This is a genomic window from Microbulbifer elongatus (assembly GCF_020524885.1).
GTDB lineage: Bacteria > Pseudomonadota > Gammaproteobacteria > Pseudomonadales > Cellvibrionaceae > Microbulbifer > Microbulbifer elongatus_A.
The window spans coordinates 131701-151348 of record NZ_JAIVKJ010000003.1 but is presented as its reverse complement, the minus strand read 5'-3'; the positions used below and the strand labels follow the sequence as shown (position 1 = coordinate 151348).

The window sequence follows — 19648 nt, the reverse complement described above, 5'->3', positions numbered from 1 at the left end:
TCAATCATGCGACCTGAATCACACGGCCTGTTTCACGCTCTGTTTAGCGGTTGGTTTCGTTATGGATTTCACTCGGTCAGGGTCATCGGGCCAGTGCAGGGGTATACCGTGATCTTCCACAAATTGCTGGAACGTCCGCGTACGTGATTCCGCCTCAAAAATAGCCACAGGCGCTGCGCCGGTCTGTAAACAGTGCGCGGCCAGCAAACCTGCCACCTCACCGACCAGCCACTCAATGGGGTGTACCCGCGTAGCGGCATTGACCAGGTGCGTAACACTGATGTTTTTGCATGCCGGTAGCAGGTTGTCCGCATCGGCCGGTATAAAAATGCCCAGGGGCAGCTCAAAGGGGCGCACCGCAGCATTGGTACCCATACCCGAAACACAGGTGGGATGAATATCCATGTTGTACAAGCCGATACCCACGCTGTTGGCAAACCTCGCCGGGCACCAGGTTTCTGCGCTACCTTGTTGCAGGATGATGTCATCCTGGGTCAGCGTCTGCAGACCTACAATACGACGGGACTCCCGTACATAGACCTGCTGAGCAAAGCCATCGTCAGTGCCCAGCACGTCCGTGGCCAGTGCCAATTCTGGAAACCCAGCGCCCTCTTCCCCGAGACAGTCTCGCGGAGCCTCGGTCTGCAACCAGTGCACAAAGCACCGGGTAAGCGCTTTAGCCGCTAATGCGACCTCCTGCTCGTTTTTGTCCTGCCCATCCAGAAGCGGATGCAGTGCGTAATCATTTTGTGCCCAGTTGATCAGGCTCACATCACTCGCCAGGTCACCGCGCCAGTTTTGCGCAGCGACGATTCGGCGGTAGCGCCATAAATCCAGGGTATGCTCGTTGAAATTGCCCTGTATAGCGGCAGCGCAGAAGAATGGCAGGCGAATCGAACTGAATTGCTCGTGCCCCGGGAGATAATCGGAAAACAGCGGGTAGGCGTACTTTGGCAGGATATACGCTCGCCAAAAGTCGTACTCCACAGGCTTTGGTATAGGCGCCACCGGCGAAGCATGACGGCGCAACGCGCAGACAAAGGTCACTGGCTGCTGGTCGTCGCGAGAGGTACTCTCCGGCGCTTGCGGTTCTGCAAACTCCGTATGGGATTCCTTACCAAGGCGGTAAGGGAGCTCCGCTAACGCGAGCAATTCACCGGTATCCGTGCCGTCGAGAAAATAGTCAGCATGCACTTCGGAGATAATGTTCCGACCATCCACATCGGCCAGTGTTACCGACTGAAGTTTCCTTCCGTCACGCTTCGCCTTGATGGGACCTTGATGTTCCAGCAGCGTCAGTACACCGCTGACCAAATAAGGTTGCAGCAATTCACGGAAATAGCGCTCGGCAACCGCGGGCTCGAAACACAACCGGCTAACCCAGCCATCTCCCGGATTACAGCCCTCCGTCATGGTGGAGTTTTCGACAAAGCCCCGCTGTGCGCGGTAGTGTGCTCGGATTGCCTCGCGGAATACACGGTAGCTCGCCGATGCGCCAAAAGTTTCAATGTAGGAGTGCTCATCCGGTGGCACTGCCTGACTTGTCATCTGCCCGCCAATCCATGGAAATTCGCTGGTGATCACGGTCTTCACGCCAGCCCGGCACAACTGCCACGCAGCCATGACGCCACCGAGGCTTGCACCAATCACGGCGGCCTGCGTTTGCAGCACCACTTTACCCCCACTCATGCAAATCTCTCCTGCGGCTCAGACAGGCTCGGTAAGTCAACGGTAGTGCGCAAACCAATTTCGAAGCTTCGCTGCCATGGGAAATACACGCTATGTAGCTGAACAGCATCAAAACCTTGCCGCTCCAGCCACTCGGTCGCGGAAGTGAAATACACTTCGTTCAGAGCGGTAACATCCCCGTCCGGGAGATCACGCGCCTTTTGCGTTGCTCGCAGCGACTGGCGTAAACGTGACTGGTAGAGGTAGTCGTCCAGCAGGCGAGTCACCAGCAAGTGCTGATTGTGCGCTTTCCCTTCGTCAGATGCCGGTGTGCGAAGGCTCGCGCACAGCTGGGCGACCAGACTGCCAATACTGTTGCTGGCAGTATTCCAGCCGGCGTATGCTCGCAGCGCACTGATGCCTGCCCCTGCTTGCTGTTCAAGAACAGCCATTAGCTCCGGGTCGCCGCCATTGGCATAGGCGAGATCCAACAGGGCAAGAGGTTTCTGCCGCTCTTTCAGGTCGGTTACCAGCTGCACCACCCAGTCGTGATCCAACCCCAGATCCTCTTCAAGGGGATACTGCATCGCCCAGTCGCCCTGGATGACGCCGCGACAATGTATCGCAATCACCACATCCGCTTCCGACTCACGATCGACCAGTTGCGCACCAGCCGCATCAATCTGGCAGCGGATTGACTCCATTACCGGGCGGTCTTCATAACGGGCAACCATTTTCGCCAGTGCCCCGGTGTGATGTGGTCGCAAGGCGATACGCAGCGGTGTAACTTCATCCGAATGCTGCTGGTCGAGTAGCTGCAGCTGGTGGACCAGCAGGGTATAGATCACTTCATCCGCACCTGGGTAAACCAGTACTGCCTTATCCAGCTTCCTGTCATCTACCAACTGTTGCAGCTGACGTCGCTCCGCTATGTTGAAACCGTATTCCGCAGTGTCATCCTGTGGCAATACGAGACGGTCGACAATGCCCTCCTCCACCAGCGCAAGGATGTCTTTTGTGATAGAGAAATTACGTGCACGGGTTTCAAGATAATCCCGCTGGATATGTCCAGGGATACGGTTCTTTGCCCACTCCGCGCGCTCGCGGTCTTGTTCGTTGCCGGTACAGGCGAAGCGGTCGCTGTAAAAGGACCAGTTCCAGATATCGGTACCATGTTCCGCCCAGTACAACTTTTCCTCTTCGTTTTCATTGTTGTTGGACATGCGCATAGTGGCGCAGAAGGCATAGAGCGGTTTATCCGGATAGCGCTGCTTAAGCTCTTTCAGAAGGTCGAGTCGCGCGCGCAAGGATTCTGTCGAGTCATCGATAAAACGGCTGGGCACCAGGCCCCCGTAAACCAGCATATCCAGGGAAAAGAGGAATCCATCAACATCTGCGGCATTGCCTGAAACCCATTCAGCCAGACGATCGCGATCTGCCTCCTCGCGAAAGTGGCCGAGAGCCTCCACTGATGGACACAACAATTCGCAATCGGCAATACCGGCCACAAACTGGACCTGCTCGCGAGTCACCGGTCGCCCGTCAACCGGCAGTGCCAGAATTTTGAACCTGGGTTTAATCTGCGACATGGCCTGCCTCCGCCTCTAAATTTGTGGTTGGCAAGCCGCCCAGAGGAAAAACAAAAGTGGCGATCTGATGCGGTTTGACAAGTGCGGCAGACGCGGCTGTAGCCGAAGAGCGCTGACCAGACAACTCGACGCGTTCGAAGTCATCACAATTAAACTTGGCGGCCACTTCGATAGACGACGGATTCCATACACGCAGCTCCAGCGCTGGAACGCCCTCCCTCATCACCCGGCGCAAACTGCTTACCTGTAACGTCGGGTTGGCCATCTGCAGTTGCGGCATCGGTCCGACACCAACGCCGCGCAGCAGCGATATCGGCTTGCGCCAACATTCAGCGCGATTCAGCAGTGAATCTGGCTGCGGCTGGCGCAGGCTAAATGCAAAGTGAAACCGATGCGTCCGCAGGCATTGCGCCTCGGGAGTGGCAAGATCCGGACCTGCCCCCAGGCCACGGGTTTTCAAATCCCGGCGGGAGAGCCAGCCTACACTGCGAATCAGGGTAATACCCAGGCGATCTTCATGGCCTGCGCGTACGATCTCCGCCTCTTGCAGGCCGTAATGGATAAACCCAACGGGACCGGCGCTGACCGCAGAATAGCTGGGGAATACCGCTACCGGAGACTCCTGTTGCCCACTTACCGGAGAGTCGTCTCTGTAAATCGCTTCGCGCTCGATCCAATGGAATGCGCTATCCGCGCCGGAGCTCGCAACACGTGTACCCAACGACAACTGCAGGCGCAGGCGCTGATCACAGGCACGGTTATCCCAGTCAAGCTGCGCATCAATATATTCGTCGTCCGGCAACAGATACAGCTGTAATACGCCGTGACTTTCCACCCGGTCGCAAGTTGGATTACGCTGTTCATCCAGGCCTGCAGGTTGTTCCAGGGTCAGTTTCAGCTCGAGAGTTCTCAGTGCATGCGCACTGTCAACGGACAAGGATGACATTGCGCGGGCAGAAGTTATTTTTGCGCTGAAGCGATGAGTGCCCACGGGGGAGAAGTTGTAGGTATCGCCACCATCGGCCTCGCTCACCAGTGATAGCGCATCGCGATACCGGTATCCGTTATGCTTGTCTTCGATGACCAGTTGATTACCGTCCACCCACAACCGGTAATGGCTGTTTTCGATGGCTGCCGGTGCTTCTGCTGCCGCTGTATGATCACTGCCACCTTCAATGCCGGTTATCGCGCACCCAAGCAAACCGCTTCCCGCCAAATCTGCCTTGATGGCCAGGGTATATCGATGGCCACCGGTCATATCCGGGAAGTCGTCGATGGGGGACTGGAATTCTTCGCATGCCGTACGAGAAACCAGTATCGATGGCAGCCTTTCACCAATCATCGTTTCCACAATAAGCTCATCGAAAGGTTCGCCGCTCAGGAACAGGTTCACCAGCTGCCAACCGGAACGACCTTTCGGCGAAGGATTAAACAGCGTAAAGAGACTGTCATCGGCGAAAGGACTCGGAGCCTCGCCATCACGGTGTAAAGAGACCCGGTCGTTGCGCATTCCGAGCGCGTGCTGCGCCTGCTGTGTCAGTGCGTCGAGCCGCTGATGCAACTGGGTGAAACGCACTTCCATTTCCCGGTGCACCTCGTCGACGCTGCACCCACAAATGGAGTCGTGGGCATGCTGCTCGATCAGTAGCTTCCAGGTCTGCTCGAGGTAGTGTTGCGGGTAGTTCCCGGCCTGGTGCATTGCCGGTGAGGCCAGTGCCAACAGCGGCTCAACCATGCCCGTCAGCCGATCCTCCAACAATTGATTCTGTTGCTTTAGATACTGGCGGGTAGAGAGCACGTCCGGAAGCACAAAGGCGGTTTGATTTTCCCGCAGCTCTCCGCTAATTGTTGGCAAGGCTTCCAGAGAGTGCCCGGACTGCATGCTGCGAATGTACGCTTCCAAGCTGCGCTGGGTCAGCCGAAAGTCTCCCTGCTGCGCGTTGTATGCCTCGATTTTCTGCTGCAGGTTTTCCACCGTCAGCAGGTGATCTCCGCCCTGGGTCAGCAGTAGCTCGCCGCCGCCACTGCGATTGACGACCTTCGCGAGGTACGTATTGAGCGCACCGCGCCAGTCGGCGGTGTTGAAGGGATGCTGGTAGTAACCTTCGGTCAGAAATACCGTGAACACGCCGCTGCCGTCTGGCGCATACCATGTAACCTCAGACTGAGGTGCGTCGATACCGCGCCAGGCGACCGCATTATCGATACCAAACCCGCGCAGTATCTGAGGCATCTGGGCAATATGGCCGAAGGTGTCGGGCAGATAACCCACACGCTGACAGCGGCCATGTTGCGCCGCGCGGGCCATGCCCAACTCCAGGTTGCGCACCAGCGATTCGCCAGCACACAGGAATTCATCTGCCATGATGTACCAGGGGCCGATAACAATACGCCCAGACTGCACATGGGAGCGCACACGCTCGACCAGTTCCGGCTCCGCATTTGCATAGAAATCCTCGATGGCGGACACCTGCCCATCGAAAAGGAAACTTTGCAACTCACCGTTGTCCAACTGCTCCACCACCTGCTCCATCACGCGCAGCAAGCGCGCAAGAAACGCTTGGTGTGGGTAATACCACTCCCTGTCCCAGTGGGTCTGTACGACAACCGCGACATCTTTACTCATGGGTCGGCTTCCACTCTTATCCTTTTACCGCGCCACGCATGGCACCTTCGATAAAGTATTTTTGACTGAACAAGAACACCGCCAGAATCGGCAGGATCGAGAACACAGCACCGGCCGCCACCAGGCGCCAGTCCATGGAAAAGGTATTCGCCAGGCGATTCACACCCAGCGGTAGTGTGTAATAGGAAGGGTCATCCAAAATGATGAGCGGCCACAGAAAGTCTCCCCACACTGCAATAAAACTGAACACCGCCAGTGTCGCCAGTGACGGTTTCACTAATGGAACCAGCAGGTACCACCAGATTTGAACCCGATTCAGCCCCTCAAGTAGCGCTGATTCTTCCAGGGCCTTCGGGATGCCGAGAAACGCCTGGCGCATAAGGAATACACCGAATGCAGTGCACGCATGCGGCAACACCAGTCCCAGATACGAATTCTGAAGGCCGAGGGAAATAGCGATGCTGTATACGGGAATCATCAACAGCTGGAAAGGAATCATCATGGAGCTAAGCAGCACCACAAAAATCAGGTTTTTGCCACGGAACTCCATCCGCGCCAGGGGGTAAGCGGCAAGGGAGGCGAACACCAGGTTCGCCGTGACCGAAAGCAGCGCAACCAATACACTGTTTTTCAGGTAAAGCATAAATGGCTGGGTTTCCAGAACACGCCCGAAGTTCTCCAGGGTCGGCTGTTCCGGTAGCAGCGATGGTGGATAGGCGAAGATATTTTCACTGCCGGACTTGAGCGCGGTGGAGAGCAACCACAGAAATGGGCCCATGGTGAGGAGTGCCACACAGAGCAGACCAAAATACCGCAGGACGATGGCGAGCGGAGAAGCTTTCATCGGTCTTTCCTCAGCAGGAAAAGATTAACCAGCGATAACACCAGTGTGAGCAAAAACAACACCACACCAGCGGCTGCGGCATAGCCCATTTCGAATTCCTCGAACGCACTCTGGTAAATGAAGTACACCAGTGTCTTGGTGCTATCCAGGGGGCCGCCCTGGGTCATGACATAGACCTCTTCAAATACTTTCATTGCGGCAATGGAGGACATTACCGCAACAACCGCGATCGACGGTTTCAGTAGCGGAATAGTGATAAACAGGGTCTGCCGCCACTTTGAGACCCCCTCCACATCCGCCGCCTCATACAGGTGGCGGGGAATTGACTGGAGGCCGGCAAGGTAGATAACCATGTAGTAGCCAAGGCCAGTCCAAACTGTAACGGCCATCACCGAAAACAGCGCATTGGCAGGGTCGGTGAGGAAGGCCACCGGGTTATCAGTAATGCCGCTGCTCAGCAGAAAATAGTTGAGAATGCCCTGTTCTTCATACACCCATTTCCAGATCAGGCCGGTAACGACCAGGGAGGTAATTACCGGCAGATAGAAAACAGCGCGAAACAGCTTGATACCTGGCAGAGAGCGGTTTACCAGCAACGCGAGGAAAATCGGCGCGATCACCAGCACCGGAACCACCACCAGCAAATACAGCAGGGTGTTTTTCAGGCTGTTCCAGAAAAATGGATCCTGCAGTAGCATGCGGTAGTTGTCCGCACCGACAAATTGGGACTCGGTGATCATGTTGTAGTCAGTGAGACTCGCCATAATGGCGTGCAACATGGGATACAACACAAAAGCGCCAATGATTGCGCAGGCCGGTAGAAGGAAAAGATAGGGTACCAGGGCATTCAGGACTGAGCTGCTCTGCAGAACACGTCGGATCCGCAAGTTATGCCGGAAGCGCGATAAGGCGCCCTCCCCTGCCGAATCAGGGGCCAGCATACTTTCACCGCTGCTGTTACTGGTCTGCATTCGCCACCACTCCCGATACCAACTTTGTTTTTATCAGTGCTCCGGCGCCATACACGCCTGCATCGTTGTGCAACTTCGCTGGCCGCACCTCCAGGGGCAGCCCGCGCTGGTCAAGCTTTTCAATCATGCGCAGCCACCAGTGCTCCCGAGCCTCAGACAGGCCACCCCCAACCAGTACCACATCGGGGTCTAAGCCCCAGTAAAGCTGCTCCAGCGCCATTACCAGAAACTCACAAAAACGATCGAGCCCCCGTAGTGCCTGCGCATCTCCAGCCGCTGCATACTTCACCACGTCGCGCCCATCTGCGAAGTTACGCCCACCCACTTCACGGCTGGCAACATTCGCCAGGCCTGTCCCCGAAACCAACTGCTCCAGGCTCAAGATTCGGCCTCGTTCCCATGGACTGGGTATTGGCATACGCCCAAAGTGGCCGGCAACCATGTGGGCGCCCGGAACAATCTTTCCCTGTTCCGCCATGGCGCCACCCAGGCCAGTGCCCAGTGTCAGCATTGCAGTACGCGCTTTCACCAAGTCGGGGCTGACACTCAACTCGCCAAGCAGCGCGCACTTCACATCGTTTTCTATGCTGACGGGAAAACCAAAGCGATCGCCCACCCAATCGGCAAGCCGCGTACCACACCAGCCGGGAATGGCATCGGTGGCGTCCACAATGACCCCGACATGCGCGTCAACTACTCCTGCGGTGGATACGCCGATACCAGCAACATGCTCTTTGACATTTGATTCCGAGCACCAGTCGATACACTGGGCAATAGCGCCTTCAAGTGCATCCAGAGCCCGCTGCTTACCGGCGCTCGCGTCGCTGGGGACCTGCGTATTGAACAGGGGACGGAGCGAAGCATCAAAAACTACTGCGCAGATTTTTGTGCCGCCCAGGTCCGCTCCAACATAGAGTGGTTTTTGGATATTCATCTTCTCAGTCCACTACCCCTCGCGACCGGCCTTCCCTCTCCTGCTCAGCACGGGCTTTTCGCTTGCTGGCCTGCAGGAACAAAGCCCATGTATCACTGGTACGCGCCAACGCCTGCTCTGCGGTCAGCTCACCGACCATTGCAGACTGCAGGTTGAAAACAAAACTGGTCTTGAGTTTGCTGTACTTGGGTAAAGGCGGGACAAGCACATCACCACTCAGTACCTGCTGCGCTGAAATTGCACGCGCACGATCCACAACGGAGGGATTCTCCGGCAATGAAAAAAATGGGTCCTGATAGCTTACTGCCGTAGACGGCAGCAGTGGGATCCGCCGTGCCAATGCCATCTGATTCTCGTGGTTGGTGACAAAGGTAGCGAAGTCAAAAGCCGCCGACTTGTGGGCTGACATGACCGGAACCGCCAGATTCATTACCGCCACATTATTTTTGCTCTGCGGATGCTTTAACTGTGGCGCCACTTCTACGTTCGCAAAGAGTTCCGGAGCGTTGGTACGAATGGTCTGAAGGAACTGCATACCTGTGGTAATCAGGGCCACCTGCCCGGACTGGAACAGGTCCACAGCCTTGTGGTGGCCCTCTGTCAGAACATTTTTGGGTATCAGCCCCTGTTGATACATATCGCGATTGAAACGGAAGAAAGCAAGCCCCCGCTCATTATCGAACCCGACCGAGCCGTCTTCTGCCACTAACTCAACGCCGGTTGCGGCAAGATTTTCCAGCGGTCGACTGCCATCCATTGCGGGAAAATAGGCATACTTGTCGAGCTTTTGCCGCAGCACCTTTGATGTAGACAGCAATTCCGAAAAGCTCGCCGGCACACTCACTCCAGCGCGCTCTAAAAGCGCACGGTTATAAATGGTGACGGTGGTAGAGAGGTACCAGGGTATGGCGAAGGCCTCACCCTCAAAGCGATTGGCATTCCAGATGTTAGGCAGGTAGGCGTCGACCTGTTGCCGGGAAAGGTAACGCTCGGGATTCGCGAGTGCGCCGAACTCCGCCAGCTTCGCCGCGAACTGCGGATTCAGGTTGACCACATCCGGTGCAGTGCCCGCCGCCACCGAGGCCAACATCTTTTTTTCCATTTCCTTCCACGGCACATCTACCCACTTCACCTGCACCTCGGGGTGCAAGCGCTCAAACTCCGCGATCAGACCGTTAACGTAGTCGTCGTGAAACGGTGACAACTGCATGGTCCAGAACTGGATCCGGGTAGTACTGGCCGCCGCACTGAAACCGCTCCCCAGCAGCGCGAGAGCCGAGGCCAGAACCAGCATCCAGGATTTGATTTTCATTATTAGACTTCCGTTAGCATTGGTACGACTGTAGCGAAGAAAGTTTTTCAAATCAAACCATTTGGTATACTATTGAGCCGCTATACACGACAAATTCGCACCAAGTGGAAGTGCTAGTCGTTTACTTATGGAAAGGTCAGCCAATGGCAATGACGCGTAAACAACAGCGCCTGCACCAGCAGTTGCTCGATATCATTGATCAACTCCCGCCCGGCGCTAGGCTGCAGGGGGAAAGGGAGTTAGCGGAACTTACCGAGGTCTCACGAGACACGCTCCGTCGCGCACTCAAGAATCTCGAAGAGCAAAAACGCATTGAGATCCGCCAGGGGGCAGGCATCTTTGTGCTTGCCAAACCCCTGGCAAACCAACTCAAGCTCATGTCGTTTAGCGAAGAGATGCAGCAGCTGGGGCTCACCCCCTCAAACAAGCTATTGTTCAACGATGTAGTGAAGGCAGACGTGAAACTGGCCAGTAAGATGAACCTTGCTCCCGGAGCGGAGCTCTTCCTGGTTCGCCGATTGCGCCTGGCGGATGGCTGCCCAGTGGCGATAGAACGCGTGTATCTGCCGAAGGCGATTTTTCCCGAACTGGCTATACAGGAACTTCATACAAGCTCCCTGTATGACCTTCTTCACCGCCAGTACGAAATCGTGGTGGACCAGGCCAGGCAGCAGATCAGTGCCACCGTGGTCGACGAAGAAGAAGCGGACCTGCTACAGATGCCAACGTTCAGCCCGGCACTCCTTGCTGAGCGCACCGTTTACGATGACCAGGGCCGCATTATCGAGCTTGCAAAAAGCCTCTACCGCGCCGATCGCTATCGCTTTAACGTGCTGGTACAGCGCAACGGTACCCGCCTGGCCACGGTGTACGAGTCATGACAGGTACAGTAAATCCCGAACTTGAATCCATTGATCGCAGGCTTTCGAGCGGGCTGATTGTCTCGTGTCAACCGGTGGACCACGGACCCATGGACGATGATGAAATCGTCGTCCGCCTCGCCAGAGCCGCGCTGGCTGGCGGCGCGGACGGGCTTCGTATCGAGGGAGCAAGTCGACTGGCCAAAGTTCGCAACGCGCTTCCCGGTGCATTGATCATCGGCATCGTAAAAAGAGACCTGGTGGATAGCCCTGTGCGCATCACCCCATTACCGGAAGATGTGCGGGCACTGGCAGAAGCCGGCGCAGACATTATTGCGGTGGACTGCACAGAACGAGCGCGCCCGGTAGCGGCCGGGGATCTGATTGCGCAGATCAATCAGCTGGGAAAGATTGCCATGGGCGACTGCAGCACATTGGCCGATGCGACACAGGCTTATGCCGCGGGTGCCGCAATTGTTGGCACCACCCTTTCAGGCTATACCGGAGGCCCGGTACCCGCAGAGCCAGACCTCGAACTGCTGCGCACCCTGTGCGCACGCTTTCCCCGCGTGATGGCCGAGGGCCGTTTTAACTCCCCGTCCCACTGTGCCGAAGCGCGCAATATCGGCGCCTGGGCCGTAACCGTGGGTACCGCCATCACCCGAACCGAGGTCGTTGCCGAATGGTTTGCGACCGCAATGCAGTCCTGCAAGACCGAGGCGAGGCTGGCCATACAGCAACCCGCAGCACTCTGAACAAGGCAGCTCCAACCTTCAGCGCCCCCCCTATTCCTCACTGGTTACAACGTTCAGCGTGCGACCCGAATGGCCAACACCACTGGCACGGCACGCTGCTGATCGAGAACCGCCAGCCCTTCGACATACATGGCCGATGAACCGCCGCCGTCCAGGTTCATCGCCTCCACACACTCCAGCGCCTGCAACTTTTGCGGCAGCGCATCAAGGCGGGCGCCTTCGCTCACATACAAAATCACCTTGTCGTCCGCGGTAATACAAATGGCGGTGCGTGGACGCACATCGTTGAGCTCAATACCGGAACCCCAAAAGATTTCCTCGTCATAGGTGATCGCGGCGAGACCATTCTTCAGCAGGCGCGGTCCACCACCGATGGCCCACCGAGGGTTGATCTCGCTACCGGACGTGTCCGGAGGTGGAACCAGCGCTGCTACCTGGTTGCGCCGGTACGGCATTGGCTCGGTAAATGCGCGCAGCCCACCAGCATGATCAACCCCTACCCAACCAATCTCCGCCTGGCCACCGTCACTCATCCAGAAGGCGCTGCGCAGCACCGGGTAAAGCTGGTTGTTACGGGTAACCGCGGAGATATTATCGGCAAGGCGCTCCCCCGCCGCGACTACCAGTGACAGCGGCATGTCGGAATGGAAATACCCACCGTTGACCACCGCCGCGGTGTCAGTCTGCTGCCCCCAATCTGCCATTAGGGCAGAGGTTTGTTCGAGGCGCGGAGTGAGCAGCTTGTGTGCATCCGACACAGAGAGTGACAGGTAATGGCCGCCGTCCCCGGTACTCGCAAACGTGACACGCGACGGCAGCGGTCCAGCCCGCTTCGATGAACCAATGTCGCCCGAGCTTCGCGCACCATCACAGCCGGCAAGCAGACCCACTGCGAATGACAGCAATACCACACAAAGCCGCAATTGAACCTGCAACATACGAAGTTCTCCCAATTATTCGTGTCATGCCGGCGATAATGACAAGCTTTAGGCCATCGACCAAAAACCTACCCATCGGCCACTCCAATGGCAAAAACCTCTCGAGGCCCAAATACCCCAACGAGCAATTGGCTCAATTGCAAACAACCCCCAAAACAAGACCAATTGCACCAGTTTTATACCGCCTCCCTGCCAGCCATGCCTCAAAAGCTGATTGCACGCTGCATTTGCACATCACACCGGATAGTCCAGCTCGCGTAGCTTTGGTATCCTATCGTGCTTGCAAAAAGCGCCCGCAATGGGTGCAGTCCGGTCCGCAGTGCCGACAAAGCAGATCAAATAAGCCACTGATTTATAAAGATTTTCTCAATCATGCCCACCCCCACAGCCAGCAAAGAAAAGAAGCCTGAACACACACCGATGATGGTGCAGTACCTCAAGATCAAGGCCGAGCACCCCCAGGAGCTGGTGTTTTACCGCATGGGCGACTTCTATGAGCTGTTCTACGATGACGCCAAGCGCGCTGCGGAGCTGCTGGATGTAACCCTGACCGCGCGCGGCAAATCCGGCGGGCAGCCGATTCCCATGGCCGGGATCCCCTATCATGCGGCGGAAGGCTATCTGGCGCGATTGATCAAGGCCGGTGTATCCGTGGCGATCGCTGAGCAGATTGGAGACCCTGCGACTTCCAAGGGCCCGGTAGAGCGAAAAGTCGTACGCATCGTCACCCCTGGGACGGTTACCGACGAGGCACTGCTAAATGAGCGCAGGGACAACCTGCTGGCAGCGACCGTACTGGTGGGCGAGAAGTTTGGCCTGGCCCTGCTGGACGTGGGAACCGGACACTTCGCGGTGCAGGAAGTGGAAACCCTGGAAGCGCTGGCGGAACAGGTACAGCGCTACAGCCCGACCGAACTGCTGGTTTCCGAAGATCTCACTCTGCCCGTTGAAATCGAGCGCCGCCCGGGCATACGCCGCCGCGCGCCCTGGGAATTCGACCTGGAAAGCGCACTGCGCCTGCTGAACCGTCAGTTCGGCACCATGGACCTGGAAGCCTTCGGCTGCAGCCATATGCATGCGGCGCTCTGCGCAGCGGGCTGCCTACTGCAGTACGCCCGTGACACCCAGCGCACCGAGCTGCCCCATATCCGCACCCTGCGCACCGAACGCCGTGAAGACACCGTGGCGCTGGACCCCGCCAGCCGCCGTAACCTGGAAATCGACATCAACCTGAACGGTGGCGACGACAATACCCTGCTCTCCGTTTTTGATGCTTGTAAGACCGCTATGGGCAGCCGCCTGCTGCGTCGCTGGCTGAACAATCCGCTGCGCAACCTGCACACACTACAGCAGCGCCAGCAAGCGATCACCGCGCTGATCGGGGACTACCGCTTTGAACCACTGCGGGAAGCACTGAAGCCCATCGGTGATATGGAGCGCATCCTCGGCCGTCTGGCACTGCGCTCCGCGCGCCCGCGGGACCTGTCCCGCCTTGGGATGTCCCTATCTCAATTTCCCGAGTTGCAGCGTCAGCTGTCAGAAACCGACGCCAGCCTGCTGACACAACTCAGCCAGGAAATGGGTGAGTGGCCGCAAACCGTGGAGCTATTGCAACGTGCAATCGTCGAAAACCCACCCGTGGTACTGCGCGATGGCGGCGTGATTGCAGAGGGATTTGACGAGGAATTGGACGAGCTGCGCGGTATCAGTGAAAACGCCGGCGACTATTTAGTGCAACTGGAAGTGCGCGAGAAGGAGCGCACCGGTATCCCTACCCTGAAGGTCGGTTACAACCGGGTGCACGGTTACTTTATTGAGATCAGCCGCGGTCAAAGCGACAAGGCCCCGGTGGACTACATCCGCCGTCAAACCCTGAAAAACGCCGAGCGTTTTATTACCCCCGAGCTGAAAGAATTCGAAGACAAGGCGCTCTCGGCCAAGAGCCGCGCCCTCGCCCGGGAAAAATTCCTGTACGAGGAACTACTCACCACCCTGAACGAATCGCTTGCGGAACTGCAAACCGCCGCAGCCGCGGTTTCCCAGCTAGACGTGCTCGCCAATATGGCCGAGCGAGCCGACCAGCTGCGCCTGACCCAGCCGGAGCTGTCCGAGCAGCCGGGTATCCACGTGGAAGGCGGCCGTCACCCGGTGGTGGAGCAGGTGCTGGACGCCCCGTTTGTTGCCAACGATATCGAGCTGCACGACAGCCGCCGCATGCTGGTCATTACCGGACCGAATATGGGTGGTAAATCTACCTATATGCGACAGACCGCACTAATTGCCCTGCTCGCCCACTGCGGCAGTTTTGTACCCGCCGACAGCGCGCGTATTGGTGTGCTGGACCGTATCTTTACGCGTATCGGCAGTGCTGACGACCTTGCCGGTGGCCGCTCCACCTTTATGGTGGAGATGACCGAGACCGCCAATATTCTGCGCAATGCCAGCGAACACAGCCTGATCCTGATGGACGAAATCGGCCGTGGTACCAGCACCTATGACGGCCTCTCCCTGGCCTGGGCCTGCGCACATTTTCTCGCCGACAAGGTGCGCGCCTTTACCCTGTTCGCCACCCACTATTTCGAGCTAACTGAACTGCCCCAGCAGTGCCCGGATGCAGCCAATATCCACCTGAATGCCACCGAGCACGGGGATTCCATCGTGTTCCTGCACCGCATTCAGGAAGGGCCTGCATCCAAGAGTTATGGCCTTCAGGTAGCGAAGCTCGCGGGTATTCCACAGGAAGTACTGGAGGAAGCCAAGGCTCGCCTCGCTGCTCTGGAAGCGGGGCATACCACCCGCGACTCGGGTCCGGGCGTTCAGGCCAGCACTGAGTCAGAACTCAAACCCGAACTGGCACCGCAGCCTGTCGTCACGCCAGCACCCGCCGCACCAACCAAGCCGGCAGCACCCGCCCAAGTGGACCTGTTCGGCAGCGCGCCGCACCCGGCAGTTGAGGCCCTCGAAACCCTCGATCCGGACGATATGACCCCGCGCCAGGCTCTGGAACAGCTCTACGCCCTGCGCAAACTGTTATAAGCACCCAACGAATTCGACTCAAAAGCCACTACAATTCGCGCCAGTTATTGCTAAAATCCGCAACTTCCAAGAATAAGGTTCGGTTCCGGCATGCGGAGCCGGCCAAGTAGCGGCAACGCATCAGCATTATCGAGGGACAAGCATGACATTCGTAATTGGGGAAAACTGCATCAAGTGCAAATACACCGACTGTGTGGAAGTTTGCCCGGTAGACTGCTTCTACGAAGGCCCCAACTTCCTGGTGATCCACCCGGACGAGTGCATCGACTGCGCCCTGTGTGAGCCAGAGTGCCCGGCCAACGCCATCTTTTCAGAAGATGAAGTGCCTGATGATCAGCAGGAATATATCGAGCTGAACGCTGAGCTGTCCGAGGTGTGGCCCAATATCACCGAAAAGAAAGACCCGCTGCCGGATGCGGAAGAGTGGGATGGCAAGACAGGCAAGTTGGAATTGCTGGAGCGCTAAGTAATTCCGATCTTGTGCCGATTGCGAAAAGCCGTCATTCAGACGGCTTTTTTATGTCCGCAAGATTGTTCATGGATGAAAGCGCTCAATCGGACGGCAGAGAAAGAAATGCAGCCGTCCGACTCAATTCACATGCAAGCCCTGCCGCGGCCAGAGCTTCGATGATTTCCGCATCACTTGCGCCAGCCATCCTCGCTGCGTCGGTTACCTCGCCACTGTGGTCGTAAGGGTTATTATTCTGATGACGCGCCACTTCCAACAAGGCGTGATCTTTCGGCTCATAGTGCGCATGATCCGGGTTCGTGCGAATCCGCAGCACTTCATGAGGATCGACTCCCAGCTTCTCCAGTGCCTTGCTATGCAACGCAATCCCGTAGTCACTGTGTTCATCCGCGGCCACCATCAGACCAATCCCCTCCTTCAATTTTGGCGAGAGATTTCCGGTCAACATTACGTGCTGGTACCTGTTCCACAACGAGGCCAGAATCGTTGGATTGTTGCCAATGGCCCGGAAAATCGCCGGCACCATGCCCAATGTAATCCGGATGTCATCGAGCACTTCCGCTACTCGCGGGTCGGAATGTGAGTCCACCAGAGGAATGTGACTCATGGTACACCTCCATTACTGACAATAACTGAGAGACCGTCAAAAGTTCATCACTACAGGCGTGGCCTGGCGCCAAATACTGGATATAATCACAGCATGCGCAAAATCATCCACTGTGACTGTGACTGCTTCTACGCGTCGGTAGAAATGCGAGACGACCCGAACTTACGGGGGCGTCCTGTCGCCGTGGGCGGTTCCAGTGACCGCAGGGGGGTAATCTCCACCTGCAATTACGAAGCGCGCAGCTTTGGCGTTCGCTCGGCCATGCCGACCTCTCACGCCAAAAAGCTCTGCCCTGACCTGATTGTAGTGCCGGGCAACATGAAAAAATATCGAGAAGTGAGCGCGCAGATCCGGGAAATCTTCCTTAGCTTCACTGACATAATAGAACCTTTATCTCTTGACGAGGCGTATCTGGACGTCACCGATAGCCCACACTGCAACGGAAGCGCAACGTTAATCGCCCAGGAGATCCGTACCCGGGTCCACAAGGAACTGGGGATCACAATCTCTGCTGGCGTCGCGCCGAACAAGTTCCTGGCAAAGATCGCCAGCGACTGGCAGAAGCCCGACGGGCTTACGGTGATTCACCCGAATGCGGTAGAAGACTTTGTGCTGCGCCTGCCAGTCAAAAAGATCCACGGCGTGGGTCGGGTCACCGCAGAAAAAATGCACCGCGCAGGTATCCATACGTGCAGCGATTTACGCCGATTTTCCCTGGTTGAACTGGCGCAAAAGTACGGTAAATTCGGCAATCGGCTTTACCACCTTTGTCGTGGCGTTGATGACAGGCCAGTCAGTGGCGATGGCTCGCGCAAAAGTGTGAGTGTCGAACACACGTTTAGCGAAGACCTGAAAAATCTCGAGGACTGGCAGGAGCAAATGACGAGCCTTTACGGGCGACTGCAGGAACGCATAGAGAAACTGGGCGACCGCTACGAAATCAGCGCAGCAATCGTCAAAGTAAAGTATGCAGACTTTACCCAATCCACCCAGGAGCGGGGCAGCCGAGCGGCCCGCATCAGCGAGTTCAAACAACTGTTACAACAGTGTTGGGAAAAGCGCAGTGAGCCCATCCGACTGCTTGGTGTCGGTGTCAAACTCAGGGATTTACGCGCCGAATTAGGCCCGGAACAATTGCCGCTGCCGTTTCGCGGGCAGCGCCCAGCCACCACCTGAAATTGCTCACTTTTCAGACTACTGCAACGCCGCACTGGTCTGCCGGACTCAGTTAGCCCGACTAAATTTACGCCAAGTACTGCGTATTTTTTCTCTCGGAACCTTTCCGCTAGCCGATGGTCCTGCAGTCGCGGGCTATACTCCCAACACGGTCTAGAAAGCAGTTTCAATCACTCTATGAAGCGTGTACTACCCAGTGCCCTGGTGGGCTGGTTCCTCGGATATGCACGGGGACTCAAGCACCCACAATTATTCAAATGGCTCTGTGCGCTGTTTCTGATTGACCTCTTCATTCCCGATCTCATCCCCTTTGTGGATGAGATCTTGCTCGGACTGGCCACCCTCTTCCTGGCAGCCTGGAAAAAAAGCAGTAACTCCAGTGCGGTCGATGATACAAGGAAAGAAAAGGTAGTCAGCGGCACAGCAGAGAAAATGACCGGCGCAGATGAGACGCCGGAATCCCAGCGAAAACAAGGTTTACACTGAGTCAAGATGTGGTATTTGCCTACCAGCAGTAACAGGCAAAATAACGTTAACAGACAGTTTACTCGATTTCCGAAGTACTCCTGATATGGCCAGTGAAGGCCCCAGTTGGATTGGTGAGAGCCAAGACAAGTGACAGGAGATGTGCAGCCGGGTAAGTGACATTGGGAAGTATGGCCAAGGAGGCGAATCCCATGTTTGCGGACAAGTTGTGCAATCTCAGTGACGAAGATCTGGTTACCCAGTATTACGACACTCGAAATCACAAGCTATTCCAGGAAATATACCAGCGCTACAAAGATGAACTGTTTCGCTACTGCGCGCAGATGAATCCGCAACGCTGCATCCCCCTGATGGAATCCCTGTGGACCGCATTTTTGGATGCTCCCCCGCGGCTACATCAGCACCGGTTAAAAAACTGGCTATACATACGAGCTAACAAGCTGCTGCGCAAGCCAGCAACTGCCGAGGAAGATACGCATCGTGAAACGTCAAAAAATGGTAACGACGGCCTGATTGAGGCTTTGGAAACGTCGGAAGTACTGAGAGCCATTCAGCAGCTCCCTGACCGCGACAGAAATATATTCCTGTTATTCACCGAGTGTGGTCTTTCACTAGCCACAGCCGCAGATATCGAGCGTATTCCACTGTCCCTGTGCCGCAAGCTTTTGCAGCAGAGCAGAGAGAAGATCGAGCTCGCCGTTCATGGCAGCGCGCGCAGACCGTGGAAAACTGCCGCCACTCTGGCTCACGAAGCAGCAGTGCGGGCCAAACAGGCAGAAGAACAGGCAACAGAGCAGACGGGCAGCACGAAGGCTAAACCCAAGAAATCCAGTCCGATTTTTCCGTGGGAGAAATCCCCGAATACCGCAGCAGCATCCGCTACTGCCAACCGTTCTGTTGAGGTAGCTTGAACATGAACAGTAATCACTGGGAGTCGTCCTATCGCCAGGCCGTGGGTCAGCTTCAGGTCCCGGCGCCACTGGACGAAAAACTGCTCTCAAGTGCCCGAGCCATCAAACCCACCCGCAAGGAAAGCAACCAGACGGGGCGCTTGCTGTCAAAGGTAGCTTCCGGGTTCAGTGCTGTTGCCGTCGCCATCGTACTGTTGCATCCGGCGCAGTACCTCGGCGCCACACCGGAACAAATCAGCCCCCAGAATAACAGTCGCGAACTGGGGCTTGAGCGACACCGCATCAACAGAGGAAAGCAAGCGCTGAAAACCGACGCATGGCACACCCTGCGCACTGAAGTAAGCGCGGGGAACTATATGCAACTCTGCGCCCATTGGCGTCGACAGCAGCGTTCGGTGGCTGAGGAAGCGCTGCCAGCGGATCTCGCCCATAAGGCACGTCAGCACTGCCGCATCCTTCCCTGAGA

17 protein-coding genes are annotated in these 19648 nt (G+C 56.7%); 8 read left to right on the top strand and 9 right to left on the bottom strand.

What is annotated here, in order from left to right; genetic code table 11:
* Positions 1 to 18: 18 nt before the first annotated feature.
* The 7 genes from LC059_RS12700 to LC059_RS12670 are packed head-to-tail and all read right to left on the bottom strand — an operon-like array spanning position 19 to position 9944.
* On the bottom strand, positions 19 to 1689 hold the full coding sequence (locus tag LC059_RS12700) for an FAD-dependent oxidoreductase (RefSeq protein WP_226704242.1): 1671 nt from the start codon (positions 1687 to 1689) through the stop codon (positions 19 to 21).
* Complete coding sequence (locus tag LC059_RS12695) at positions 1686 to 3257, bottom strand: DUF4127 family protein (protein WP_226704241.1); 1572 nt, start codon at positions 3255 to 3257, stop codon at positions 1686 to 1688. Before LC059_RS12695 ends, LC059_RS12700 begins: the two co-directional genes overlap by 4 nt.
* Positions 3244 to 5883: a hypothetical protein gene (locus LC059_RS12690; RefSeq protein ID WP_226704240.1), complete on the bottom strand. Its 2640-nt coding sequence runs from the start codon at positions 5881 to 5883 to the stop codon at positions 3244 to 3246. Before LC059_RS12690 ends, LC059_RS12695 begins: the two co-directional genes overlap by 14 nt.
* Positions 5884 to 5899: 16 nt before the next feature.
* On the bottom strand, positions 5900 to 6727 hold the full coding sequence (locus tag LC059_RS12685; RefSeq protein WP_226704239.1) for a carbohydrate ABC transporter permease: 828 nt from the start codon (positions 6725 to 6727) through the stop codon (positions 5900 to 5902).
* The gene (locus LC059_RS12680; RefSeq protein ID WP_226704238.1) at positions 6724 to 7698 is read right to left on the bottom strand and encodes a carbohydrate ABC transporter permease; all 975 of its coding nucleotides are present in this window, start codon (positions 7696 to 7698) and stop codon (positions 6724 to 6726) included. The genes LC059_RS12685 and LC059_RS12680 overlap by 4 nt, the downstream gene beginning before the upstream one ends.
* On the bottom strand, positions 7685 to 8632 hold the full coding sequence (locus LC059_RS12675; protein ID WP_226704237.1) for an ROK family protein: 948 nt from the start codon (positions 8630 to 8632) through the stop codon (positions 7685 to 7687). The genes LC059_RS12680 and LC059_RS12675 overlap by 14 nt, the downstream gene beginning before the upstream one ends.
* Before the next feature lie 4 nt (positions 8633 to 8636).
* Complete coding sequence (locus LC059_RS12670; RefSeq protein WP_226704236.1) at positions 8637 to 9944, bottom strand: ABC transporter substrate-binding protein; 1308 nt, start codon at positions 9942 to 9944, stop codon at positions 8637 to 8639.
* A 143-nt stretch (positions 9945 to 10087) separates the two neighbouring features.
* Between LC059_RS12670 and LC059_RS12665 the strand changes: the two genes are divergently transcribed.
* The gene (locus LC059_RS12665) at positions 10088 to 10825 is read left to right on the top strand and encodes a GntR family transcriptional regulator (RefSeq protein ID WP_226704235.1); all 738 of its coding nucleotides are present in this window, start codon (positions 10088 to 10090) and stop codon (positions 10823 to 10825) included.
* Entirely contained in the window at positions 10822 to 11559 is a 738-nt protein-coding gene (locus tag LC059_RS12660) for an N-acetylmannosamine-6-phosphate 2-epimerase (RefSeq protein ID WP_226704234.1), read from the top strand. Before LC059_RS12665 ends, LC059_RS12660 begins: the two co-directional genes overlap by 4 nt.
* A 53-nt stretch (positions 11560 to 11612) precedes the next feature.
* Here LC059_RS12660 and LC059_RS12655 read toward each other — a convergent pair whose 3' ends face one another.
* Entirely contained in the window at positions 11613 to 12497 is an 885-nt protein-coding gene (locus LC059_RS12655) for a phosphodiester glycosidase family protein (RefSeq protein ID WP_226704233.1), read from the bottom strand.
* 372 nt (positions 12498 to 12869) lie between these two features.
* Here LC059_RS12655 and mutS point away from each other — a divergent pair, with 372 nt between their 5' ends.
* Both mutS and fdxA read left to right on the top strand, forming a co-directional pair.
* Positions 12870 to 15533, top strand: coding sequence for a DNA mismatch repair protein MutS (mutS, locus tag LC059_RS12650; protein ID WP_226704232.1), 2664 nt, complete (start codon positions 12870 to 12872; stop codon positions 15531 to 15533).
* Positions 15534 to 15675: 142 nt separating this feature from the next.
* A complete protein-coding gene (fdxA, locus tag LC059_RS12645; protein ID WP_161858105.1) occupies positions 15676 to 15999 on the top strand; it encodes a ferredoxin FdxA in 324 nt (107 codons plus the stop codon).
* 85 nt (positions 16000 to 16084) lie between these two features.
* On the opposite strand, the gene LC059_RS12640 is transcribed toward fdxA, so the two are convergent.
* Positions 16085 to 16609: a carboxymuconolactone decarboxylase family protein gene (locus LC059_RS12640; RefSeq protein WP_226704231.1), complete on the bottom strand. Its 525-nt coding sequence runs from the start codon at positions 16607 to 16609 to the stop codon at positions 16085 to 16087.
* Between the two features lie 93 nt (positions 16610 to 16702).
* Between LC059_RS12640 and dinB the strand changes: the two genes are divergently transcribed.
* The 4 genes from dinB to LC059_RS12620 all read left to right on the top strand — a co-directional run bounded on the left by dinB (position 16703) and on the right by LC059_RS12620 (position 19646).
* Positions 16703 to 17785, top strand: coding sequence for a DNA polymerase IV (gene dinB, locus LC059_RS12635; protein ID WP_226704230.1), 1083 nt, complete (start codon positions 16703 to 16705; stop codon positions 17783 to 17785).
* A gap of 177 nt (positions 17786 to 17962) precedes the next feature.
* A complete protein-coding gene (locus tag LC059_RS12630; RefSeq protein ID WP_226704229.1) occupies positions 17963 to 18271 on the top strand; it encodes a DUF6116 family protein in 309 nt (102 codons plus the stop codon).
* A gap of 155 nt (positions 18272 to 18426) precedes the next feature.
* On the top strand, positions 18427 to 19182 hold the full coding sequence (locus tag LC059_RS12625) for an RNA polymerase sigma factor (RefSeq protein ID WP_226704228.1): 756 nt from the start codon (positions 18427 to 18429) through the stop codon (positions 19180 to 19182).
* Positions 19183 to 19184: 2 nt separating this feature from the next.
* Positions 19185 to 19646, top strand: a complete 462-nt coding sequence (locus LC059_RS12620) for a hypothetical protein (RefSeq protein WP_226704227.1) — start codon at positions 19185 to 19187, stop codon at positions 19644 to 19646.
* Positions 19647 to 19648 lie beyond the last annotated feature (2 nt).